A 24,205-nucleotide genomic window follows, 5' to 3' on the forward strand; every position below is an offset into this window, starting at 1 on the left:
AAACCAAAAGGAGGCTACGATGAAAAAAGGAGTTCTGTTAGTGGTGTTGTGTTCATTCTTTTTGTCCACGACCGGAGTTGTTCTGGGTGCGAATGATGTTCAGGAAGATATTCAAAAGGAGCCCACCTGCAAGTACTGTGGCATGGACAGGGGCAAATTTGCGCACAGCAGGATGCTCGTGGTCTATGATGACGGATCGGTCCTGGGGACGTGCAGCATTCACTGCCTGGCGGTTGATCTCGCCCTGAATATCGATAAAACACCCAGTTCGGTGCAGGTGGGAGACTTCAACACCAAAAAGCTCATTGATGCGGAAACGGCCTTCTGGGTTATTGGCGGGAACAAGCCCGGCGTCATGACCAAACAGGCCAAATGGGCCTTCGGAACCAAAGAGGACGCGGAAAAATTTATCATGCTGAACGGTGGAACGCTGGCGACCTTTGATGAGGCCATGAAGGCGGCCTATGAAAGCATGTATGCCGACACAAAGATGATACGGGACAAGAGAAAGAAGATGAAAATGATGAAGATGAAAAAGTCAGGCCATCAATAGCAAGTTTGAAAAAAATATCCGGCACCCATTCGGTCAGACGGCTAAAGCAGGCGAACCGGTGTAACTCGGTGGTTCCGTACCCCGGGTCCCAGGAAGCGAAATCAACACCGTCTGGCTGAATGCGAGCCGGGATTGGATATTTCACGATTTGGTACCCGAACGGAAACCCGGAAAATCAAGAAACAGTGAAATATGAGAAGAGGTTCTGTTAATGTAAATTTTGTTCCATCAGTTTTCAATTTTCAATTCTCGAATATTCAATTGTGCCTGAACCGGGTTTTCGTTTAGGCACGATTTACTTCATTACAGGAGGCATCATGAAAATTATCAAAATCGCTCTTGTTGCCATGTGTCTGACATTCCTCTTGGCGCCGGCCGGGGAAGCAACGCCGGTTAAGGCCTTAAAAACGGATAAATGCCCGGTCTGCGGGATGTTCGTGGCGAAGTACCCCGATTTTCTGGCCCAGATCATCTTCAAGGACGGCGCCTATGCACTTTTTGACGGCGTCAAGGATCTGTTTAAATATTACTTTGACATCAAAAAATATGATGCGTCACGGGATCTGGCCGACATTGCCTTCATCTATGTCACGGATTATTATGAAATGGCCCCCATCGACGGTCGTAAGGCCTGGTATGTTCTTGGAAGCGATGTCTATGGACCTATGGGGAGGGAACTCATACCGTTTGAAAAGGAAGCGGACGCAAAGGAATTCATGAAGGATCACGCAGGAAAAACGCTGATTCGCTTCAATGACGTGACACCTGATTTGATCAAAGGTCTGGATTGATGTTCGAGAGAAAATCGGATGCTTTTTTCATCTGTCTCATTATGGGAGTGTCTCTGATTTGTCTGATATTCCTGGATGCGGCCGTCAGCCGGCGTCTTGACAGGGAAGCGGTTCAGGAGCGACGTGAGATGGTAAGGGTGCTGACGCTGACCGATTTGTGCCTGTTTACAGAGGCGCGCTACACCCGCCATCCGAGTATGACGGATCTGAATACGCCGTTTCAGGACCACCCCACGTCCCTCGAACACTTTCCAACGGGCGCCATCATGCCGGTGCCGCCTCACCTCAACACGCAGTCGCAGTGGTGATGATATGGGATACATCGATAAACAAAGGAATATACTTGATTTCACCCTCTCTTCCCTGGGGAGAAGAAAGGGCAAAAATCTTGCCCTGGTGACGGTGTATACGTTTGTGATCTTCCTGTTGGCCTCGGTCCTCTTTTTTACGCACTCCATAAAGAAAGAGGCGTCCCTGATCCTTCAGGGCGCGCCTGAAATGACGGTCCAAAGACTGGTGGCGGGGAGGCAGGATCTGATTCCCAATCACTATATCGACTCCATCCGCCGGATTCGGGGGGTTCAATCCGTTGCGCCGCGGTTATGGGGATATTACTACGACGCCCTGAGCGGCACGAACTTTACCCTGATGGCCAACCCGGATCTAAAAGATTGCGTGGGACAGATCATCATCGGCAGCGGCGTGTCATGGCGGAGCGGGACCGGAAAGGGGAAAAAGGCCATCCGGAAAAACGACATTATCCCTTTCAAGACCTATGACGGATCCGTTCTCACCCTGAAGGTGAAGGGGATCCTCTCTTTTTCATCCCAACTGGTTACCACTGATCTGATATTGGTATCGGAGACGGATTTCAGAAAAATTTTTGCCATTTCCCATGATCATGCCACGGATCTGGTGCTCAAGGTCAGAAACGCCAAAGAACTTGCCACCATTGCCGCCAAGATCACGCAACGCCATCCGGATACCCGTCCCATACTGCGGGAAGAGATCCTGCGAACCTATGACGCGGTTTTCGACTGGCGCGGCGGAATGATCATCTTGGTTCTGTCAGGCGCTATTTTTGCCTTCATCATCCTGGCGTGGGACAAGGCAACGGGATTGAGCGGGGAGGAAAAACGGGAGATCGGTATCCTCAAGGCGATCGGATGGGAAACCTCGGATATCCTCCTGATGAAATTCTGGGAAGGCGCTACACTGTCCCTTGCGGCGTTTTTCATGGGAACGTTTCTAGCCTACCTCCACATTTTTCTATCATCTGCCATACTGTTCGAGCCCGTATTAAAGGGGTGGTCGGTCATCTATCCCCATTTCAGGCTGACGCCGTATCTCAATGCCTATCAGATAGCGACCCTGTTTTTTTTAACCGTCATTCCCTATACCGTGGCAACCATCATCCCTTCCTGGCGGTCGGCAACGGTTGACCCGGATTCCGTCATGAGGATGTGAGATCATGATTCACCTTCAGGATATTCGAAAGGTTTTCAATGCGGGCAAACCCAATGAATTTGTGGCCATCGAAGGGGTGACGCTCACCATCGCCTCCCACGGGGCCACCGCACTGAAGGGACCGAGCGGGTCCGGAAAAACCACCCTGTTGAGCATGCTGGGATGTATGGCCAGACCGACATCGGGCAGAATCACACTGAACGAGCGGGAAATCACCAGCCTTCCCGAGCGGTTTCTTACGGAAATCAGACGGGAAACATTCGGCTTCATGTTTCAGCAGTTCAATCTCATCAAGGGCATTACCACCCTGGAAAATGTGATGATCCCAGCCTACCCGAAGGGCGAGAAGCATGCCGCTCTGAAGAAGCGGGCCATGGATCTGCTCGGTCTGTTGAACCTTGGGGACAAGGCCCTATCAAAGGTGGAGTGGCTTTCAGGCGGGGAGGCGCAAAGGGTCGCCATTGCCAGGGCCCTGATCAACGATCCCCCCATCATCATTGCAGATGAGCCGACCGCGCACCTGGACACCCGACTCTCCATGGAACTCATTGAGATCATGAGGCACTTTAAGAAAAACGGAAAAACCCTTCTCGTCGCCAGCCATGACCCTCTCGTGTATGAGTCCGATGTCATAGATCGAATCGTCGATATGAGAGACGGGAAGGTTGTGTCCTCAGGGGATGTTCCATGACCTTTCATCCCGGTATTCTGGCATTGCTTCTGGGTTCGGTCCTGACCACCGCCATGCTGTGCTATGCCTCATACGAAGGGGTGCGAATCATCCGGCATTGGGATATCAGCAGCGGCAGTGAGCGTCAACTGGCGCTTGAGCGAAGAACCTATCTGGTTTCAACGGTCATGAATTATGTCCTGGGATTTCAGCTCCTTTCCCTGTTTCTGTTCATCTATACGGCCGATACCATCAGCCCCCTCTTTATCGGCGCCATGTGTGCCGCCGGGAGCCTCAAGGTGAATGGATTCGGCTATCCGGCCCTCATTTTAAAGATCGTCAGCTTTCTTCTATCCGGTCTGTGGCTCATTCTCAACTTTACCGACAACAAGGCCCATGACTATCCATTGATCCGAACCAAGTATTGGTTCCTCCTTTTCATTGCCGCTTTTCTGATTGTCGAAACCATTGTTGAGGGGGGGTATCTTCTGGGCCTCAAGCCGAATATCATCACATCCTGCTGCGGAACCCTTTTTACCGCGGACGCCGAAACCGTCATATCCGACCTTCTTGCCCTTCCTCGTGAACTGTCGGAAGCAGTTTTTTTCATAAGCGCCCCGATCACAATGGCATTGGGGCTTTGTGTCTACCTGAAAAACAAAGGCGCCTATCCCTTTTCCATCGCATCATTGATTCATTTTCTCATATCTATTGTCGCACTCATTTCTTTTATCAGCATTTATGTCTATGAGCTGCCCACACACCACTGCCCGTTCTGCGTCATACAGCCGGAGTACGGATATGTGGGGTATGTCCTGTATTCAGCGCTTCTTTTGGGTGCTGTATCCGGAATGGGGGCCGGCATCATCATGCCGTTTCGAAACATCGAAAGCCTCCGAACCATTATCCCGCCCATTCAAAAAAGGCTCGCCCTGATATCGATCCTCTCGAACCTCCTTTTCCTGCTGGTCACAGGATACGCAATCCTCTTTTCAAACCTCAGTATGGCGGCATACTAGCGCTTCAGCCAATTTTTCACTTACGCCGGTCCATGACGTTCGAGACCTTGATTCTCTTCCTCTCCCTAATTCCACAACGGGATCCCGCGATGCCAAAATCCAAGCCTCCAGCCTCAATTTTAGGGCCATTGATCGCCTTTCAAAGGTATCCTTCATACCATCGCTCGATGTGGTCAGAAACCGTTTAGCTTCTGCAGGCTGCTTTCCACCCGCATGATTGCACCATAAGAAAAACCGATTGCTGACCCCAAAGATCATTCCGCTCTTGACAACTCCTCGCCGATGTGAGACGAAACCCAAAAACAAAAGACTCATGCTGACTGCAACCCCCCACGCGCGCTCTGAAAATTTCCGGGATTTGCACCCATACCTTTTTGCTTGCGGCCGTCAGACCGCCTTGGGGAAATGCTTCAAAGAAAAAGATTATGAAATATAAGGATATTTTTTGCACAGGGCATCCGCGATCCGGGACCCACTACATAACCGCCCTCATCAGCACGAATTTTTTGCATGATTCCGATTACCTGAAAATATATGGGAATCATCAATTGCCCCAAGTTGCAAATGATCCCCGTGTGGCATATGTTCATATATGGCGGGATTTCGAAGGGGTGGCCAAATCCATTTTCGTCCTGAGGGAGAGATTCGGTTTGAAGATCGAAAGTTACCAGGTCTTTCTTAAGACACCCTATAAGAATATGTGGGCGGAAAAAGAACCTGATAGCGTTGTCACAAATGTAAGGACTTTGACAGGCAGTGCAAAATTCCCTGGCGCCGTTGATTTTTTTAAAGGCATTGATATGACGCCTCGAGACTTCTGGGAGTATTATATCGGAGCATGGGGTACCGCCAGCGAGAAGACCCCCAATATCATTAACGTGAAGTATGACAGTATCTTAAAGGATTTTGACGGCACAATGGCCCATATCGGAAAGATGCTTCATTGTGATGTTGACCGGTTCCAGAACATAGACCGAAAAGTTGGCTGGTGGAAGTGAATCTGCTGGTGATTTCCTTGTCGTACCGCAAGCGCCCCAGCCGGTTGGCATTGTAGGCCGCATTCTCCTTCCTCTTCACGGTCTCCATCTCTCGCTTGTAGGTGGTGATCTCCACCAAGGCGTCTTCCACCTCTCTGAATGCCGTCAATACGATATTTTCGTAGAGGTGGAGTGCCTCTCCTGCCCGGGCTTCCTCGATCTCGACCCGCCGGACGTTCTTATAAAACTCAAATATCAGTCCGAACACGCCTCCGGCAATTGACCAGGCACCGCCCTCGGTTCCATGGCTTTACATAATTTGCTTGAAGCGTTATGATTCCCGAACCGGATAGCGTGACCCGAAATGCCTCACGCGGAATCTTATTTTTAAAGGGGTTACACAACTCAGGCACCAAATGGGTGAAAAATATTCGTTAAGTAATTGTATCCGGGACACGGACCGGATCGACATGGTCAAGGAGATATTTTCCACGATCACCGGGAAGTATGATTTCCTGAACCATTCTCTGAGCCTGAGACGGGATGTTTTCTGGCGCCGTTTTGCCATCAGACGGATAAGACTTTTTAAGACCCGCAGGTTTCTGGATGTGGCCACCGGCACCTGCGATCTGCTCATCGAGGCGGCCATCCACCGCCCTGAAATGCAAGGGACAGGGCTTGATTTTTCAGAGGCGATGCTGGATCAGGGGAGGAGAAAAGTCAAGCATCGGAGGCTTTCCCGAAATATTGATCTGATACAGGGGGATGCCCTCCACCTCCCGTTTCCCCAGGATACCTTTGATGCCGTTGGAATGGCATTCGGCATACGCAATATCCCTGACAAACTAAACGCGTTGAAGGAGTTGAGGCGGGTGGTCGTCCCGGGGGGAGAGATCCTGATCCTGGAACTGACGCTCCCTCACAGCGGGTATTTTCGCCGGGGTTATGATCTCTATTTGAAGAGGCTTCTGCCCCTAGTCGCCGGGGCCTTTTCTCCAAACCCCGAGGCATATCAGTACCTCGGCGATTCCATCATGAATTTTCCATTGGTCGCGGACTTTGCCGGAATCATGCAGGATGCCGGGTGGGTGGAGGTCCGGGCCTATGCCTTGACCCTGGGGATATGCCGTCTCTTTGTGGGCCGCAAACCTGAAAGGAGCCGCTGACAAGTTCCATGGATTATGAAACCATCGAATATGAGGTAGTGGAAGTGGGCATCGGCATATTGTCTCTGAACCGTCCCCGCAGGTATAACGCCGTCAACTCACAAATGGCGGAAGAACTGGCGGACTTCTGGCGCAACCGGCGGTATGACCTCGACACCCACGTTATTGTCTTGAGAGGGAATGGGACCAGGAATTTCTGCGCCGGGCTCGACATGAAGGCAGCCATGAAGACATTGCCTGATATGGATACGGATCAGTTCTACAGGTTTCAGGCGCGTCTGGCGCGGATCACCCTGGCCATGCGCCACGCTCCCCAACCTATTGTCTGTGCAATCCACGGCGCGGCCGTCGGCCTGGGCTTCAGTTTCGCCCTCGCATCGGATATACGGGTGATCAGCACGGACGCCCGGTTTTGCGCCGCCTTTATCAATATCGGGCTCGGCGGGGCTGATATGGCCTGCAGCTATTTCCTGCCGCGTCTCATCGGGGCCGGAAGGGCATATGAGTTCATGTTGACCGGTGAGTTCATGTCATCGGAGGAGGCGGTCTCTTTGGGTCTTGTGAGCCGGCTGGTGGCGCGCGACCGTCTCATGGATACGGCGCTCGATGTGGCCCGCACCCTGAACAGCAAAAATCCTATGGGTCTCCGGTTGACCAAGGAGGCGATCAATATGAATATGGATGCCAACGGCCTGGAACAGGCGCTCCATATGGAGGATCGGAATCAGACCCTCCTGGCCCTTCGGGCGAGACTCGGGAAAGGGGAAAAAACAAGCCGGTATTTTTGAAGCCGGGGTATCAGATCAACTTCCTTTATTCCAATCCTTCACTGTTCCAGTTGATTTTTGTCTGTGTTCTCCGTGTCTCTGTGTGAGATTCTTTGGGTCCCGGACAGGGCACGCAAGGCAACTTTCAATCCTCCCTCCTTAACCGGTAAAGGGCCGACAGGGCGTGGATCGCCTTTTCCGGAGAAGGGAAGATGACCACACGCTGATCTTCCAGCGACTGCAGGACCTCGTGCCTTCCGGGGTCCATGCCGGCAAGCCACAGGGCGATCGGTTTTTGCAGGGCCGCAGCGCTGCCGAACACCTCCAGGAGTTCATTGGGGAACAGAAATGCCATCGGGTGGAGCTGAATCGCCAGGGCATCCACATTGGGGTCGTTCATCATGGCCTCGACGATGATCCGGTAGACCCGATTCGGTTCGTGAAACTGTATGGTGAGGCCCAGGTCCCAGGGGTTGGCCGGGATATCCCAGGGGGGAAATACCTTGCGCAATTTTTCAATAGTTGCCTGCTCCGTCTCGGCCAGTCTGAGACCTTCCGACTCACACAGATCGGTGGTGATCACCCCTTCACCCCCCGGGAATGTGGCAAGGAATACGCGGTTTCCCTTCATGGACACAGGACCGAAACGTTCCAGGGCGCGGGACAGGTAGAAGAACTCCTCCAGGGTGCCGGCCCGCAAGGCCCCACACTGCTTCATGGCACTGTCAAACACCCGATCACTCCCCTGGACCATGGCCCCGGTATGGGACGCCGCGGCCTTTGCGCCGGCCCGGGTCCGGCCTGATTTGAGGACCACTATCCGTTTGTTATGGTGCCGCGCCTCCCGAATAAGCCGCAGGAACTCCCGCCCGTCGCCGGCGATGCCCTCAAGATGAATGCCGATCACATCGGTTCCCGGGTCATGGACCAGATAGCTCAGGGCATCCACCTCGTTGATGTCCATCTTATTGCCCAAGTCGATAAGCTTGTTGAGATGGAGGTTGAAATCCGTCAGTAGCCAGGTGAACCTGGGTTCATAGAGACCCGACTGAAAAATGAGAGAAAGCCCGCCCCTCTTCATGGCGCTTAACGGATGAAAGCTGATGCAGAAACTGGCCGGCACATTGATAGGGCCGAGGGCATTGGGGCCGATGACCCGGATGCCGTGATCCTTTACCATCTGCCGCATCTCTTCTTGCGCGGCTTTTCCCTGTTCCCCGGACTCAGAAAACCCGCCCGCAATGACAGTGACCCGCCGGATCCCCTTCAGGACGCAGTCTCTCAGTATTCCCGGTACCAGGGCATGGGACACCCCGATCACCGCCAGATCCACGGATTCATCGATCTCCGCCAGGCTCGGATAGGCCCGAAGGCCCATGATCTCCTTTTCCTTCGGGTTCACAGGAAAGATCTTACCCTTAAAGCCGAGGTGGACCAGATTGGCCACCAGGTAGTAGTTGATGCCTGCGGGATTATTGGATGCGCCTACCACGGCAACATTATCAGGTTGTAAGAATCCGGCAAGGATATGTTCGTTGTTGTTCTGCACGGCATTCACCCCATCTTATAAAAACCCGGTTGGCTTGGCTCACAATCGGAATGTTGGAAGCGTGAAATGGCGTAACCTTCTGCGAGTTACGGGTATTCTCTAAAGCGGATACCCGCAACCAATCCCGTCACCGCGGGACTCACACAGAGACAGAGCACACAAAGGTTTTTTTTGTAAAGAAACGGGAACATGCCCTTTTCTCTGTGTTCTTTGCCTGCCCCGCCTGCCCAGTTAAATCTTTTGTTTTCTTTATTTAACCGGGGTGAAACCTTTTTCTCTGTTGTTTCACTCGGGGTGGCTCCGTGTGAGTTTATAAAATAAGGCGTACTGAGATACAAACAGATTTTCTTGTTTTTTGTTACAGGGTTATTGGAAGGCAATAAGGGCCTAAAGTTGCCCCACGGAGAAGGCCAGGAGAAACTGCCCTCCGTAGTAGAGGGGAAGCCCGATAAATCGATTAAACGCCTCCTTTTTCACGAACCGGTCCCGTGCCACAAATATGTCCGATATATAGAAACAGCACGCCCCTGCAAAAATCATCATCCGGCCGTTCCAGGCAAGACGGGGGTCCCCCCACACGGACCAGGCGCCCGAAACCATGATGGTGATGATGACGATATAGGCCAGGACCGGTGCATTCATGCTTCCAAGAAAAGGCTTGAGCCGGAGGTATATCCATCCGCTGGCCATAAGCGTGACGAGGGTTCCCCACCAGGTCCAGACGTTTATATGGATTGTGGTGAAAAAGGCGAAAACATAAGCAATATGCCCGATGAGGAATGAAATTAATCCGAGACGGAACATTCCGTCCCGGGGCAGGGCGAGAAATACATCCCCGGCCAGGCAGAACAACAGGCCGATCAGGAGGAAATGGTAATAGGCAGGCATCGGATGGGCCTGGATCAGGGCGGTGATGACAAACAGGGCGGAAAGGGCGGTCTTCGCGGGGAGGAGGCCTCTATGGTTTTCTTTGTATTCATAATAGAGGAGAATGGGGAGGAGGATGGCGGCGGCAGCAATAATGATGATATCGGACGTCATTTCGGTTCTGTTACCCCCTGTTGAGGCGGCCCCTCACTAATTGTGGGATCGAGTGTTTGAAATTCATAATATAACGTGCTATATTCCTCTTGGACAATCGCGAACGGACTCGCCTGCGCACTCTTCGTTGTATGGTGGGCCTATGATACAGGGGATCCACCCAAGCCCCATGTGGCAAAATTTTCTTTTTTTACCTGTTGATCACGCCTGTTTGCAAGTATAATGTTCGGACCACGTCCAAAAGAAGTTGCTTTCAGAACATTTACGACATGTGCGCTTCCCCTGTAGCATAAATATTCAGAAGGTGACAGCTGACCCAACAGATCGAAATTCTGGAAAGGCAGTGGAATTCGCCGAATGTCACAGACCGTCCGGCGAATAACAGGCGAAGACATAAACACCAAGCAAGGAAATGAATATCATGACCCAGATGAAACAAGCAAGATCGGGCATTATCACGCAGGAGATGAAGATCGTCGCTGAAAAGGAGCAGGCGGACCCTGTCTGGCTCAGAGACCAGGTCGCCGGGGGGAGGGTGGTTATTCCTGCCAATAGAAGGCATTCTGGACTCGTCCCGTGCGGCATCGGTGAAGGGCTCTTTGTAAAGGTGAATGCCAATATCGGGACCTCTTCGGACAAATCTATCCTGGAAGAAGAGATGGCCAAGCTGAGGGTGTCCATGGAAGCAGGGGCCGACACGGTAATGGACCTGTCGACCGGCAGTCAGCTGAACGCGACGAGAAAAAAAATCTTAGCGGAGTCAACCCTTCCCATCGGAACCGTCCCCATTTATCAGGCTGTGGTTGAAACCGTAGAAGAGAGGGGTGGGCTGACCCATCTGACGGTTGACAAGCTGTTCGATGTTATTGAGCAACAGGCCCGGGAGGGCATTGATTTCATTACCGTGCACTGCGGGCTTACGAGAGCGGCATTGGAGATGCTGAAAAAACAGGGGAGAACCACGGATATTGTGAGCCGCGGCGGTTCATTCCTGACCACCTGGATGCTCCACCATGACAGGGAGAACCCGCTCTACGAGCACTATGACAGGCTCCTGGACATCGCCCTGAAATACGATGTGACATTGAGTCTGGGAGACGGATTGCGGCCCGGATGTCTGGCCGATGCAACCGACCGGGCCCAGATTCACGAGTTGATGACCCTTGGCCACCTCACCCAATTGGCCTGGGAACGGGACGTCCAGGTAATGATTGAAGGCCCGGGCCATGTTCCCCTGGATCAAATCGAACTCAACATAAAACTTCAGAAAAGCCTGTGCCACCACGCCCCTTTTTACGTTTTAGGCCCCCTGGTGACGGATATCGCTGCGGGATACGATCATGTGGCCTGCGCCATTGGGGGGGCCCTCGCCGGCATGGCGGGTGCGGATTTCCTCTGCTATGTCACCCCTGCAGAGCATCTTTGTCTCCCGAACGTGGAGGATGTCAGGGAGGGGGTCGTCGTCACCAAGATCGCAGCCCATGCCGCGGATATTGCAAAAGGGAACCGGATCGCCATCGAGCGGGACAGAAGCATGGCCGTTGCCAGAAAGAACCTCGACTGGAAGACCCAGATGGAGCTGGCCATCGACCCCGTAAAGGCGCGGCGATACCGGGAGCAGAATCCTCCCTCAGAAGACGATGTCTGCACCATGTGCGGAAAATACTGCGCCATCAAACAGGTCAAGGAGTACTTTGGGAATTGATGATTGTCGATTGGTGATTGTCGATTGAGTAAAACAGTGACTGGATATTTCTCTATTATACACAATCACAGGGTGTCAACACCTTGATCAGATGAGAGACAATCTCCCTGCTTTGCCGATCGCCGATTAGCCCTTAGGGCCTCTCAACTGACAACATGTTGTAAGTTGCCAGGTTTCAGTGTTCAATTGTCAGCAAAGGAGAAAACGAAACGCGTTATCCCGAGACCTGAAACCTGACCAATCGTTGAGTTGCGGGCGTAGCCCGCGTCAGGGGTATACACTCAACAATCGACAATCATCCATCCCAATCACTTTCCCAGGCAAAATTGGCTGAATATACTGTCCAGGACCTCCTCTGTGGTGGTCTCTCCGGTAATCTCTCCCAGGGCGTCCAGACCGCTCTTGAGTTCCAGCGCCACAATTTCCATCGGGACATCCTCCCTTATCCTGAGGGCGGCCGCCTTGAAATACCCGAGGGCCTGGGCAAGGGCATGGCGGTGCCTCGCGTTGGGCCCGGCGTGGGAAGATATGGCATCCGTTCCGCTCCCAAGAATGGCGCCCTTTATCGAAGTTCTGAGGTGATCAAGCCCCTCTCCGGTCAGGGCGGAAACCCTGACAGAGGGGAAAAGGGAGAGTGCCTCGGCATCCGTCCCCCCATGGAGTCTTACGGGCAGGTCGATCTTGTTGATCACGATCAGGGCCTGTTTCCCCCGCGCCTCGTGAATAATATTCAGATCGTCCTGCCCCAGGGGACGGCTCTGATCTATGACAATCAGCACAAGATCGGCTTCCTTCAATTTGCGTCGGGTCAGGGTGATGCCGAGCCGCTCCACCTCATCGCCCACGCTCCGGAACCCGGCCGTATCCATCAGAAGGAGCGGGATCCCTTCGATGTTCAGGGAACCTTCAATAACATCCCGGGTTGTGCCCGGGATAGGGGTCACGATGGCCCGCTGTTCGTTCAGAAGACGGTTCAGAAGGCTTGACTTGCCGGCATTGACCCTTCCCGCAATGACCGTGCGGACACCTTCCACCCAGATTCTCCCTTCAGAAGCGCTGATCAACGACTCGATAGGGGCCATGAGACCGGTCTCTATCTCTTCCGGGCCCTCTTCCCTCAATACCGCATCGGCCTCCGCCTCAGGGAAATCGATGGCCGCCTCTGCCCGTGCGAGGATATGGACGGCCTTCTGTCTCAATGCCTCGATTTCCTCTCCCAGGGCGCCCCGAATCTGTTGCGAGGCCAGGAAAAGACCTCTTTCCGATCTGGATTGGATCAGATCGACGACCGCCTCTGCCTGGGTCAGATCGATCCTCCCGTTCAGAAATGCCCTCAGCGTAAATTCCCCGGGCCCGGCCAATCTCGCCCCTTCCGCCAGGAGGGTATCGAGGATCTTGGAAAGGAGTATGTAGCCGCTGTGGGAATTGATTTCAACAACATCTTCCCGGGTGTAGGTGCGAGGGGCCTTCATATAGGTCAGAAGGACCTCATCGATAGGGTCTCCAGAGGAGGGGTCGCAAAAATGTCCTAAATAGAGCCGATGACTCTTGAAATCAGGCACCGCGTTTCTGGGCCTGAAGATCTTCCGGACGATGGGGAGGCAACCGGGGCCGCTGATGCGGATGATGCCGATCCCTGCTTGCCCCATCGGGGTAGCGATGGCGGCGATGGTATCCTGATCAGAAGGCATGTCGAGAGGCATCTCAAATGAGGCATCCCGACGCCCATGCAGCCGGGAGAGACGGTTTTACACGGGCGCCGGTACAAAAAGATATCTAACCGTCCTCTTTGGCCGATTTTGACGTGCTGTATTTTTTAGGGATAATGACCACCTTTTTCAGGATACCCTCTCCTCTCCCCTTGGTGCTCAGTTCTTCTTCGTCTCTGAGGGCAAGATGCACAATCCTGCGGTCGTGGGGATTGAGAAGATTGGTGGCCACCGGTTTACGGATCCTTTTGGCCTTGTCTCCCATCTTCAGGGCCATTTGAACCAGAAAATCCTTCCGCCTTTCACGATAATTCTCTGAATCGACAACGACACGGGCCCTCTTTTCCAGCGACTTATTGACAATCTTATTCACAATAAACTGAAGGGCGTCCAGGGTCCTCCCTTTTCTCCCTATCAAGAGTCCTGATTTATCCCCCTCAATATTGAGATTGATGGTGCCGTCCCGCTGTACGGCGGTAACCACGGTTTCTTCCATCGGAATCAGGGCCAGGATGTTTTCCAGAGCCTCCCTGGCAACCGCTATTGCCTTTTCTCCCACCACCGCAAAATCTTCTTCCATGCCCTTGGGTTTGATCTTCACCGGGGCAGCCGACACATCCTCCGCTACCGGGTGATCGGTGTCTTCAACAGTTGGTGCGGGTGTCTCCCGGATGACCACGACCCTGATCTTGGCCTTTCTCCCGCCGACGAGCCCGAAAATCCCCGCAGAGCCCGGTTCAATGACTTCGATGTCCAGTTCCTCTCTTGTCAGGTTGAGTTGCGAGCACGCTGTCAATATGGCGTCCTCATCTGTTTTTCCTTCAAATTCAAAAGATTCCATGCTTTTCCTCCAAATATTAACCCGGTTTTTTGTGAATGCGGTATTGCTGGCCGATGGAAAGGACATTATTGACAAGCCAGTAAAGTACAAGACCGGAAGGAAAGTTGATAAACATAAAGGTGAAAATAATCGGCAAAAACATCATGATCTTGGCCTGAGCAGGATCGCCCGGCGTCGGCGTCATCTTCTGCTGGATGAACATGGAGGCGCCCATAAGGAGCGTCAACACGGGAATCCCATAGGGCGGCGTCATAAATGGGATCTGAAAGGGGAAATGGAACAGCCGGTCAGGGGCCGAAAGGTCGTTTATCCACAATGCAAATGGGGCATGTCTCAGTTCAATACATCCGCCCAGCACCCTGAAGAGCGCAAAAAACACCGGTATCTGGATAATCATCGGGAGGCACCCGCCCATCGGGTTGACCTTATAGGTCTTGTACAGGGCCATCATCTCCTGATTTAATTTCTGCTTGTCGCCCTTATACTTCTCCCTGAGCTTGGCCATTCGAGGCTGGAGCTTCTGCATCTCTTTCATCGACTTATAGCTCTTGTGGGTCAGGGGCCAGAACAGAATCTTAACCAGGACCGTCAGCAAAATGATCGAGAGGCCGTAATTATGGATATAGGTGTTGAAGAAGCGCAGGATATAGAGAAGGGGTTTTGCAATGATGTCGGTCCACCCGAAATTAATGGCGCGATCCAGGTTTTTTCCGAAATCCTTCAGTATCCCCAGGTCGCGGGGGCCCAGGTAGAGTGCATACTGGGAAGACTTTACCTCAGACGGGGGGATGGAAATCTGAGGCTGGACATAAGTCCCCTCCTGAATCCCTGATGACAAATGGCGGCCGGTAAACATGCCTTCGGAAGGGACATCCGGGACAATGGCCGTCATAAAGTACGTATCCTCATAGGCAACCCATCCGAGTGTCCCCCTCAAGGTTTCTTCATCCGACGGGTCCTCCACCTCCACCTCTTCCAGCTTGGTGTTGAGGAGTGCGGCAAAGCCCACATAGGCGTAATATCCCCCCTTGTCATCCGGAGGCAGTGCCTTCAGGCTTCCCCGGAAGACACCCTCTACCGGAGATCCCGACCTGTTCGTCACCTCCACATTCAGGTCGATCCGGTACTGGTCCGGATAAAAACGGAATGTTTGAACAATGGAAAGGTCGTTCCGGGTCCTGCCTTTGAACACGATGTCCTGAGGGGAAGCGCCAGGGCCCAGAAGAACCGTATCCTGATCGACCTGAAATATCGTGGCCCCGTTTTCAGGCGCTGAATGATTGTCAAAGGCGATGCGCAAGGCATCGCCCATATCCTTTTTCAAGGACACCAGGTCGATCAATGGAGAAGAGGGATCCGTGGTGAGTCGGTATTGCTTGAGTTTAAAACTCCTGAGGGCGGGCCCGGCATTGCTGAACACTGCTGTGTAGAGCGGCGTATCGATTTTGATTTCTTTTTCGTCTTCAGCGTGTATGGCATGGCCCGGTGTTTCTTCCTGTCCGGAGTCCGTCGCCGGGAGAGGCGGCGGAACCGTTTTTCGGGATTCCGGGACCTGTTCTCCCAATTGGTCGGCAGGGACCTCTTTTTGCACCGGGGCCTGCTCCTGTTTCGGCCCGAAGAAAAGAGACCATCCCACGAGGATAACAAATGATAATATGAACGCCAATATGGTTCGCTTGTCCATTATATGTGCCTGGCCTTGGTTAATGGGGTTTAAAATACGGAATCATCCATCTCACCCGGGACATCCCGGGGCCGGCGGATAACCCGGCTTATTGAAGCGGGTCATATCCACCAGGATGAAAAGGATGGCATTTTGAGATCCTGATAAGGGTCAACCCGCCCCCTTTCAAGATCCCGTACCTGCTGAAAGCATGGCGGGCATATGTCGAGCATGTGGGGTAAAACCGACAGGAAGGAGCCGAAAAAGGCGAAATGAAACGCTGATATATAGATATCAATAAGATAGGTATATATCGGAGACTATACACTAAGCTCTTTTTTGAAAAAGACCTCTTCAAGTTCTTCTTTTGCTTTCCAGAGATCCAGGTAGCTGGCATCCTTCTTCGCTGCGACGACGATATCGTATCCTTGGGGGATTCTTGAGTGGTTGAGCCTGAAAATTTCCCGGATCAGCCGTTTGATTCGATTTCTTTTGACTGCGTTGCCCGCCTTCTTGCTGACAGTGACCCCCAACCTCGTTATGCTCAGCCCGTTCTGTTTGATAATGACGACAAAATGCCTTGTGTGACAGCGTTTTCCCGACCGATTTAGATTGACAAAATCCGCGCGATCCAATATTCTTTTTTTTTTGGAAATGAAAAAGGTGTCATAAAACCAGGGGAAAATGGACAAGGCTGGGGCGTCCTACACGGCGATACGCTTCCGCCCCTTGGCCCTCCTGCTCTTTAGAACGTTTATTCCGGATTTTGTACGAATCCTTGTTCTGAAACCATGGGTCCTGGCCCTTTTGATGTTGCTGGGTTGATACGTCCTCTTCATGATGCAATTCCTTTAAGTGAATTTAATAAAAAGATTAATATAATTAACGGATGGGGATCTTGTCAAGTTAAATTGTCTGCCGCACGATCTTCCCGGCATTTCCGGACGTTATGAAAGAAAATGGTGCGGGCATCTATTTTCTTTCTTTTTGTAATTGCTAATTTGGGGCGGTTCGGTTATCTATTTAAAAATTTGTATATTCAGGTCCATGTGAAAGGAGAAGGTAATGCTTCTTGATCCTATTTTGGGGTTGTTCTCTAATGATTTGGCGATAGATCTCGGCACGGCCAACACCCTCGTATACATGAAAGGAAAAGGAATTGTCCTGAGCGAGCCGTCAGTAGTGGCAGTCCGGAAGAACGGACGTAGCGGCAACAAGGTGTTGGCAGTGGGGAGAGATGCCAAGATGATGCTGGGGAGGACCCCGGGCAATATCGTGGCCATCCGGCCGATGAAGGATGGCGTGATTGCAGATTTCGAGATCACGGAAGCGATGCTTCGTCACTTCATACGAAAGGCACACAACCGAAGAAGTTTTGTAAGACCCCGGATTATCATCTGTGTACCGAGCGGCATTACGCAGGTTGAAAAACGGGCGGTCCGGGAGTCTGCGGAATCTGCCGGAGCCAGAGAGGTTTTCCTGATCGAAGAACCGATGGCTGCGGCCATCGGAGCGGGACTGCCCATTACCGAGCCCAAGAGCAATATGGTTGTCGATATCGGAGGGGGTACGACCGAGGTCGCGGTCATATCTCTTGCCGGCATTGTCTACAGCAAATCGGTCAGGGTGGGCGGCGACAAGATGGATGAGGCAATACTCCAGTATATCAAACGAAAATACAATCTGTTGATCGGAATCACCACTGCAGAACTTATAAAAACCACTATCGGCAGCGCCTATCCGGACGAACAGGCTGAAACCATCGATGTCAAGGGAAGAGATCTGGTAACCGGAATCCCCAAAATCCTGACAATAGATTCAGACGAAGTAAGGCAAGCCATCTCAGAGCAGATCGAAACCATTGTGGAAACCGTCCGAATCGCACTGGAGCAGACACCTCCTGAATTGGCGGCCGATATCGTAGATACCGGGATCATACTGGCCGGGGGCGGCGCACTGTTGAAGAACCTGGATGTTTTGCTGAGAGAAGAGACGAAAGTGCCTATTACCCTGGCCGAAGATCCTCTGACCGCCATTGTCATAGGCTCCGGAATGGCGCTGGACAACCTTGCGGTGCTCAAAGATGTTATTATCAAATAGGCAACGTGGGGGACTGATCTTTTTTTATGAACGTCGTTAGACAAAACGGGACAAGGTTTTATCATTGCAAGGTGACAAACGCTTTCGCAACCTGTGGGTATCGATTTTTTTCGTATGTTTTGTACTGTTTTTGCTCTCTTCGAGTTCCGGTCTGAAACAACCCTGGAATCCTGTAGAACAACTCATTATAGAAATTACCGCTCCCTTCCAAAAACTCATCCGACAGACGATTAACGCCACAAGGGATTTCTGGACGAATTATTTCTATCTCGTTGATGTTCGCAGAGAAAACAGGCGACTGAAACAAGAGATGGCATCCTTCAGGAGAGAACAGGGCCAATACAAGGAATTGCTGACCGCCCATGAGAGGCTCCGCAGCCTCCTTCAGTTCAAGGAGGCGATTCAGAGACCGGTGGTTGCGGCCCAGGTGATCGGCCTGGACCCCACCGGATGGTTCAAATCCGTAATTATCGACAAGGGGAAGAATGCCGGGCTGAAGTGGGACATGCCGGTCGTCAATGCGTCCGGAGTGGTGGGGAGGATTGTTTCCGTGTCCAATAACTATGCCAAAGTTCTCCTTATTATCGATCAGAACAGCGCGGTTGACTGCCTGACGCAACGGTCCCGGGACAGGGGAATGGTAAAAGGGACTTCAGGCCAGGTCTGTAAAATGGACTACATGGCCAAATCCAGCGATGCGGTCGTGGGAGACCTGATTATTACATCCGGTCTGGGAGGAGTTTTCCCCAAAGGTCTCCCGGTGGGAGAAATCTCGGCGGTGAAGGAGGGAGAAGGAAAGCTTTTCAAGGATATTGATGTAATGCCTTCCGTCGATTTTTCCAAGTTGGAGGAGGTCCTTATCATCCTGACCGTTTATCCGAGGGAAATCGTGGAATGACGGAAGGATATCCGTCGGACACCGGGCATTGGGGGTGGTGCTGCCGAATACATACCGCACCCTTAGCGGGAATGGATGCTGGCTGGCGGGATGAGGGGGATAATAGGGATGTGTGCTTCGCCACCCTGATCTCCCACCTCCGACCGCCGGCCCTTGATGCTTTATATGGTTTACTGTAGACTCCTTACCGGAATTTGAATAGGAAAAGACAATCTTCGCATCACACGAACACGAAAAGGCACGATCACATTTCTATCTCGCCGCCTGGCTGGTGGGGGCGGCATTTACCCTTTTAAAGGGAATCGACAGGAATCCCTGGGGCATGGGGATTTTCGACTTTGACCTTCTCACCCTGTTGACGGGGTATCTCTTCCTGTCTTTTGGCCGCACCCAAGCGGGGGTCTTTGCCCTGAGTCAGGGCCTGCTGATCGACATCTTTTCCAGCGGCCCGGACGGCCTTTCCGTCTTCATTTATGTGAGCGTTTTCCTGGGGATATACCTGGGGTCGCTTTTTTTTAATTTTCAGACAGTCAAGGGGCAAATCATCATTGTCTCGCTGGCCGTTTTTCTTAAACATGCGACGCTGCAGGCGGCATCCGTGCTCTTTTTTGGCAGCATGGTTTTATCAACACCGCTTTTTTTCGCGGCAGCGGTTTCAATCATCGGCACCGGCCTCCTTACCCCGCTTTTGTATGGCTTCTTCGACCGGTTGAGGGGTATCCCCGCAGGGAAAGAAGATGCCCCGGCCCTGGAGGATCTGAAGGATCCCACGTGGGAGAACGACCGCTACTGATTGTCAACCGTCGCCTTTGTCTTCTGACCGTCTTAGACAGACCGGCCCGACTCGATTGTCCGGACGCGGTTCTCTCATGACGGGCAGGCACTAACCCCTTTAATGGAATGCGCACCAAGTGTTGAAACCATCCCATTTTGATCCTGTTTCTTCAGAGATCTTCAGCAAACAGCTGAAGATTGCCATGCTGGTGGTGCTGATGGCATTCGGCATCTTGATCTTGAGGCTGTGGACCTTGCAGATTGTCAACGGACCCGCCTACCGCGCCAAGTCCGAGCATAATCGAATCCGGCTCCATGACATTCCGCCTTTCAGGGGGATGATCATGGACAGAAACTCCGAGGTACTCGTCGATAACCGTCCCTCCTACGACCTCTATGTCATTCCGGAGGAGGTCCAGAACCGGTCTGAACTGCTGGACAGGCTGAGCAGGCTCGGAGACCTCGACCGGGAAGCGGCAGAGCGGATATTGGACAAGGCCGGCAGCGGCTATCCTTTCAAGCCGGTATGCCTCAAAACCGACATGTCCCGCGACGAACTCGCCAGCATTGAGAGCCATCGATTTGACCTGCCGGGCCTGATGATCCGTGTCAGACCCCAGCGGCACTATTTTTATGAAGGCCTGGCATCCCATGTTCTCGGGTATGTGGGCGAAATCAGTGAAGCGCAGTTGATGAGCGGTCAGTTTCCGAAAAACCGGGCCGGGGATCTCATCGGAAAAAGGGGGGTTGAGTGGAAGTGGCAGGCCCAATTGAATGGCATTCGGGGGGGTGAACAGGTGGAGGTGGATGCTGCCGGCAGAAAAATTGCGATGGTGTCTCGAAAAGATCCGATATCGGGCGCCAACATATGCCTCACCATTGACAAACGCCTGCAGGAACTTGCCGAAAAATCCCTACAGGGAAAGCATGGCGCGGTCGTGGCCATAAACCCCCTCAATGGCGAGGTGCTTGCATTGGCAAGCAGCCCTTCTTTCAACCCCAATGTGTTTATCAGGGGGCTGGACAAAAAGACATGGCAGGATATGGTGTTGTCAAAGGAGTTTCCCCTGCAGAACAGGGCAATCAGCGGTCAATATCCCCCCGGATCGGTTTTTAAAATTGTCATGGCCCTGGCAGCTCTCGAAGAGGGCGTCATTTCGCCGGAAGAAGAGATATTCTGTAACGGCACCTACTCGTTGGGAAAAGGGACATATCGCTGTTGGAAAAAATGGGGCCATGGAAAGGTAAATCTTCACAGGGCCCTGGTCGAATCATGCGATGTCTATTTCTATGTGGTGGGGAAACGCCTGGGCGTTGACAGGATTGCGCAATACGCAAAACGCCTGGGTCTGGGAAAGGAAACAGGCCTTGATCTGGGTGAAGAGAGCAGTGGTCTGGTTCCCACCACCGAATGGAAGTTGAAAAAATGGGGGGTTCCCTGGCAGCCCGGCGAGACCATTTCCACCTCCATCGGCCAGAGTTTTGTACTGACAACTCCCTTGCAGATGGCCAACCTGATTTCCTCGGTTTTTAACGGCGGCCATATATACAGGCCCCAGACAACGAAGTGGGTCAAGAAATCCGATGGGGAGACACTCTTCGAATTTGAGGCAATCTCCGCGGGAGAGGCCGGGATCAAGCCGGAGCATCTCGAGCTGGTCAAAAAGGCCCTGGTGGGAGTGGTGAATCAGCCTCATGGCACGGGGTCCAAGGCCAGGCTCAAAGATATCATTGTTGCCGGCAAGACCGGCACTGCACAGGTCATCGCCCTCAAGAAGGAGGGCGGATCAAAACGAGAGGAAGCCGTCCCTTTTAAATTCAGGGACCACGCCTGGTTTGTTGCTATCGCCCCTGCCTCCAACCCGGAGATCGCAGTGGCAGTGCTCGTTGAACATGGGGGACACGGAGGGAGCGCGGCAGCCCCGATCGCCAAGGAAATCATACAGGCATATCTTCAGGTCCCATCATGACCGTTTCATTTTGGAGATTCTGGATTTTTCAATAGTCAATTCAATGAAGAGAACCCATGCTGGATCGACGGCTTATTCAAAATTTTGACTGGGTCCTGCTGTTGCTTCTATTACTGGAAGCAGGCATCAGCATCCTCAATCTCTACAGCGCCACCTACCCGATTCGGGACATGGGGGGAGCGGAGATTTTTCTGAAACAGATATACTGGTTTCTGATCGGATTTGCGGTCTTCCTTCTGGCGACGACCTTCAACTACTACGTCTTAGAACGCCTGGCCTATCCAGCCTATTTCTTCACCGTCGGTCTTCTTATCCTGGTCCTCTTTGCGGGGAGGGTGATGTCCGGGTCCCAGCGATGGCTCAGCCTGGGACCGATCTCATTTCAGCCCTCTGAACTGGCCAAAATCGCCGTCGTCCTGGTTCTGGCCAAGTTTTTCAGTGAGAGGGGGGAATTCAAGGAATACCGCTTAAGGGACCTCTGGCAGCCGTTCATCCTCACGGCAATACCCTGTTTTCTGATCCTGAAGGAACCCGATCTCGGCACCTCCCTCTTCCTGGCCCTGATCTCCTTTTCCATGATCCTCATTGCCAAGGTAAACTGGAAATCGCTGGTGATTCTGGCCGGGGCATCCGGTCTCGCCGCCCCGTTGATCTGGTTTGGACTCAAGGAATATCAGCAGAAGCGGGTTCTTTCATTTCTGAGGCCCGACATGGACCCCCTGGGCGCCGGATATCACATCAATCAGTCCAAAATCGCCATCGGCTCGGGGCAGATCTGGGGAAAGGGGTATTTACAGGGCACGCAGACGCGGCTTCACTTTCTGCCGGAACAACATACCGATTTTGCCTTTTCAGTGCTGGCTGAGGAGTGGGGCCTGATAGGATCGGCGGTGCTTCTCATGATCTATCTCTTCATGATTTTGTGGGGTCTCAATATCGCGAAAAATTCAAAGGACCGGTTCGGCTCCATGATCGCTGTCGGTATTGTTTCCATCGTTTTCTGGCAGGTCGCCATCAATGTGGGGATGGTTACAGGGCTCCTCCCGGTGGTGGGCATTCCCCTCCTCCTCTTCAGCTATGGCGGCTCATCCCTCATTACCACCATGGCGGCCATGGGAATACTGATGAATATCAGCATGCGGCGGTTCATGTTTCAGTAACTCCCCACCGGCGCAGCCTGCCTATGGGATCGCTTTTTGTTGCACAAAAACAAGAGGCTATGGTATATGACGCTATGCTGGAACTTTACCAATACTCCGGAAAGTCACTGAGTTGCCGGTCCAGACCCGACGGTCAATAACGAAGGGGCCTTTTTTTCCCTCCCGAACGGACATCACATGCGGTCCTGATGTCCGCCGGCAATCCCTGGACGTTCCATAACTAATTGGAAAGACCGCAAGAATAAACATTGTTTGGGGTAAATATATGCCTGTTCAAAACCGCCTGATTTTGATACAAACAACAGCGGATACGGATGCCATCGATGTCACGGGAGAAGTCGCCCGTGAAGTGGGAGCATCGAATATCCGGAACGGGGCCGTCACCCTCTTTATTCCAGGATCAACCGCCGCCCTTACGACCATCGAGTTTGAAACCGGCGTCATTGACGACTTGAAAAAGGCGATCCAAAGAATGGCGCCGGAGGATATCTATTATGAGCATAATGAACGGTGGGGAGACGGAAACGGATACTCCCACGTACGCGCGGCGATCTTCGGTCCGTCCCTCCATATTCCGATTGTCGATGGAAAGATGACCCTGGGCACATGGCAGCAGGTCGTGCTCCTCGATTTTGACAACAGACCCCGAAGGAGACGTATGGTAGTTCAGATATCGGGAGATAGAGGGGCTTAATGCTTTTTCAGCGGATACTATATTTAGCAGTGCCTGAACGAAAATCACGCCTTGGCGTGATTCAGGCACAATTGCGAATTGAGGAATTGCGAATTCCGAATTGATGGAATAGAGTTGAAATTAATAAAACCAAGTTTTCGATTCCACCCTTTTTGGATTTCCGGGTTTTCGTTCAGACACTATTTATTAGAATCTTTTGTTGTAATCCCGCCTTGCGGGACACCATGCGGAAAAGTTGATGCCATATCGGCGAGCGCGCTGAAAATTTCCGGGATTTGCACCAATATCTTTTGGGTTGCGGCGGTTAAGCCGCCTTAGGGGTAAGAAGCTGAGGGATTCGGTTCCCGTCTCCGGCCCCCGGAAGGTCTGGGCGCTGCAGACCTCTCGAAACTTGCACTCTGAATCTTTTACATTATATTTGAGGAGTTCCCAAGAGGCGGAAAAATCCGCGTCGTTGAGCGCCATCCTTATCCCTAACCGGTATATCTATTGGAATTCTCAACTTTCTGAATTCTCGAATCCACGGAAAAGAGACTTTTTTATGATCATCATATTTGACGGTCTCGTAAAAAGTCAGAACTCAATCAAGCCGCCATTATGAGCATATGCTCATAATGGCGAACGGATAAAGTGTAAGTTTTTTCCTTTCGGTTCCAAGCATCTAAAAAATGCTCTTTGACAACATAAATAA

24 protein-coding genes are annotated in these 24,205 nt (G+C 52.3%); 16 read left to right on the plus strand and 8 right to left on the minus strand.

What is annotated here, in order from left to right; genetic code table 11:
- Positions 1 to 19 precede the first annotated feature (19 nt).
- The 9 genes from K9N21_01310 (at position 20) to K9N21_01350 (ending at position 7,431) form a co-directional block, all read left to right on the plus strand.
- On the plus strand, positions 20 to 553 hold the full coding sequence (locus tag K9N21_01310) for a nitrous oxide reductase accessory protein NosL (protein ID MCF8142536.1): 534 nt from the start codon (positions 20 to 22) through the stop codon (positions 551 to 553).
- 347 nt (positions 554 to 900) lie between these two features.
- On the plus strand, positions 901 to 1,344 hold the full coding sequence (locus K9N21_01315; protein MCF8142537.1) for a nitrous oxide reductase accessory protein NosL: 444 nt from the start codon (positions 901 to 903) through the stop codon (positions 1,342 to 1,344).
- Between the two features lie 53 nt (positions 1,345 to 1,397).
- Entirely contained in the window at positions 1,398 to 1,652 is a 255-nt protein-coding gene (locus K9N21_01320; GenBank protein MCF8142538.1) for a hypothetical protein, read from the plus strand.
- A 4-nt stretch (positions 1,653 to 1,656) separates the two neighbouring features.
- Positions 1,657 to 2,811 carry an FtsX-like permease family protein gene (locus K9N21_01325; GenBank protein ID MCF8142539.1) on the plus strand — a complete coding sequence of 385 codons (1,155 nt, stop codon included), beginning with the start codon at positions 1,657 to 1,659 and terminating at the stop codon, positions 2,809 to 2,811.
- A gap of 4 nt (positions 2,812 to 2,815) precedes the next feature.
- A complete protein-coding gene (locus tag K9N21_01330) occupies positions 2,816 to 3,502 on the plus strand; it encodes an ABC transporter ATP-binding protein (GenBank protein MCF8142540.1) in 687 nt (228 codons plus the stop codon).
- The gene (locus tag K9N21_01335) at positions 3,499 to 4,500 is read left to right on the plus strand and encodes a hypothetical protein (GenBank protein ID MCF8142541.1); all 1,002 of its coding nucleotides are present in this window, start codon (positions 3,499 to 3,501) and stop codon (positions 4,498 to 4,500) included. The genes K9N21_01330 and K9N21_01335 overlap by 4 nt, the downstream gene beginning before the upstream one ends.
- Positions 4,501 to 4,925: 425 nt before the next feature.
- Positions 4,926 to 5,498 carry a sulfotransferase domain-containing protein gene (locus tag K9N21_01340; protein ID MCF8142542.1) on the plus strand — a complete coding sequence of 191 codons (573 nt, stop codon included), beginning with the start codon at positions 4,926 to 4,928 and terminating at the stop codon, positions 5,496 to 5,498.
- Between the two features lie 395 nt (positions 5,499 to 5,893).
- Positions 5,894 to 6,643 (plus strand): ubiquinone/menaquinone biosynthesis methyltransferase, encoded by a 750-nt coding sequence (locus tag K9N21_01345; protein MCF8142543.1) that lies wholly within the window; start codon positions 5,894 to 5,896, stop codon positions 6,641 to 6,643.
- A gap of 8 nt (positions 6,644 to 6,651) precedes the next feature.
- Positions 6,652 to 7,431, plus strand: a complete 780-nt coding sequence (locus K9N21_01350; GenBank protein ID MCF8142544.1) for an enoyl-CoA hydratase/isomerase family protein — start codon at positions 6,652 to 6,654, stop codon at positions 7,429 to 7,431.
- A gap of 124 nt (positions 7,432 to 7,555) precedes the next feature.
- On the opposite strand, the gene K9N21_01355 is transcribed toward K9N21_01350, so the two are convergent.
- Both K9N21_01355 and K9N21_01360 read right to left on the minus strand, forming a co-directional pair.
- Positions 7,556 to 8,959, minus strand: coding sequence for a CoA-binding protein (locus tag K9N21_01355; protein MCF8142545.1), 1,404 nt, complete (start codon positions 8,957 to 8,959; stop codon positions 7,556 to 7,558).
- 387 nt (positions 8,960 to 9,346) lie between these two features.
- On the minus strand, positions 9,347 to 10,000 hold the full coding sequence (locus tag K9N21_01360) for a lysoplasmalogenase (protein ID MCF8142546.1): 654 nt from the start codon (positions 9,998 to 10,000) through the stop codon (positions 9,347 to 9,349).
- A gap of 421 nt (positions 10,001 to 10,421) precedes the next feature.
- Between K9N21_01360 and thiC the strand changes: the two genes are divergently transcribed.
- Positions 10,422 to 11,705: a phosphomethylpyrimidine synthase ThiC gene (thiC, locus tag K9N21_01365; GenBank protein MCF8142547.1), complete on the plus strand. Its 1,284-nt coding sequence runs from the start codon at positions 10,422 to 10,424 to the stop codon at positions 11,703 to 11,705.
- A gap of 308 nt (positions 11,706 to 12,013) precedes the next feature.
- Here the strand turns inward: thiC and mnmE are convergent, their stop codons facing one another.
- The 6 genes from mnmE to rpmH all read right to left on the minus strand — a co-directional run bounded on the left by mnmE (position 12,014) and on the right by rpmH (position 16,757).
- Positions 12,014 to 13,396 carry a tRNA uridine-5-carboxymethylaminomethyl(34) synthesis GTPase MnmE gene (gene mnmE, locus K9N21_01370; protein MCF8142548.1) on the minus strand — a complete coding sequence of 461 codons (1,383 nt, stop codon included), beginning with the start codon at positions 13,394 to 13,396 and terminating at the stop codon, positions 12,014 to 12,016.
- Between the two features lie 85 nt (positions 13,397 to 13,481).
- Positions 13,482 to 14,255 (minus strand): Jag N-terminal domain-containing protein, encoded by a 774-nt coding sequence (locus tag K9N21_01375; protein ID MCF8142549.1) that lies wholly within the window; start codon positions 14,253 to 14,255, stop codon positions 13,482 to 13,484.
- Positions 14,256 to 14,271: 16 nt separating this feature from the next.
- Positions 14,272 to 15,939: a membrane protein insertase YidC gene (gene yidC, locus K9N21_01380; GenBank protein ID MCF8142550.1), complete on the minus strand. Its 1,668-nt coding sequence runs from the start codon at positions 15,937 to 15,939 to the stop codon at positions 14,272 to 14,274.
- Between the two features lie 88 nt (positions 15,940 to 16,027).
- On the minus strand, positions 16,028 to 16,315 hold the full coding sequence (gene yidD, locus K9N21_01385) for a membrane protein insertion efficiency factor YidD (protein ID MCF8142551.1): 288 nt from the start codon (positions 16,313 to 16,315) through the stop codon (positions 16,028 to 16,030).
- Entirely contained in the window at positions 16,239 to 16,574 is a 336-nt protein-coding gene (rnpA, locus tag K9N21_01390; GenBank protein MCF8142552.1) for a ribonuclease P protein component, read from the minus strand. Before rnpA ends, yidD begins: the two co-directional genes overlap by 77 nt.
- A gap of 48 nt (positions 16,575 to 16,622) precedes the next feature.
- Positions 16,623 to 16,757: a 50S ribosomal protein L34 gene (gene rpmH / locus K9N21_01395; GenBank protein ID MCF8142553.1), complete on the minus strand. Its 135-nt coding sequence runs from the start codon at positions 16,755 to 16,757 to the stop codon at positions 16,623 to 16,625.
- 226 nt (positions 16,758 to 16,983) lie between these two features.
- Here rpmH and K9N21_01400 point away from each other — a divergent pair, with 226 nt between their 5' ends.
- From K9N21_01400 to K9N21_01425, 6 genes are all read left to right on the plus strand, one after another.
- Positions 16,984 to 18,018, plus strand: coding sequence for a rod shape-determining protein (locus K9N21_01400; GenBank protein MCF8142554.1), 1,035 nt, complete (start codon positions 16,984 to 16,986; stop codon positions 18,016 to 18,018).
- Positions 18,019 to 18,082: 64 nt separating this feature from the next.
- Positions 18,083 to 18,916 (plus strand): rod shape-determining protein MreC, encoded by an 834-nt coding sequence (gene mreC / locus K9N21_01405; GenBank protein ID MCF8142555.1) that lies wholly within the window; start codon positions 18,083 to 18,085, stop codon positions 18,914 to 18,916.
- Positions 18,917 to 19,238: 322 nt separating this feature from the next.
- Entirely contained in the window at positions 19,239 to 19,709 is a 471-nt protein-coding gene (locus K9N21_01410; GenBank protein ID MCF8142556.1) for a hypothetical protein, read from the plus strand.
- A 118-nt stretch (positions 19,710 to 19,827) separates the two neighbouring features.
- Positions 19,828 to 21,660, plus strand: coding sequence for a penicillin-binding protein 2 (gene mrdA / locus K9N21_01415; protein MCF8142557.1), 1,833 nt, complete (start codon positions 19,828 to 19,830; stop codon positions 21,658 to 21,660).
- A gap of 56 nt (positions 21,661 to 21,716) precedes the next feature.
- The gene (gene rodA / locus K9N21_01420; protein ID MCF8142558.1) at positions 21,717 to 22,820 is read left to right on the plus strand and encodes a rod shape-determining protein RodA; all 1,104 of its coding nucleotides are present in this window, start codon (positions 21,717 to 21,719) and stop codon (positions 22,818 to 22,820) included.
- A 265-nt stretch (positions 22,821 to 23,085) separates the two neighbouring features.
- A complete protein-coding gene (locus K9N21_01425; GenBank protein ID MCF8142559.1) occupies positions 23,086 to 23,514 on the plus strand; it encodes a secondary thiamine-phosphate synthase enzyme YjbQ in 429 nt (142 codons plus the stop codon).
- The last annotated feature ends 691 nt before the right edge of the window (positions 23,515 to 24,205 follow it).

The sequence above is a fragment of the Deltaproteobacteria bacterium genome, assembly GCA_021737785.1.
Taxonomy (GTDB): Bacteria; Desulfobacterota; DSM-4660; order Desulfatiglandales; family Desulfatiglandaceae; genus AUK324.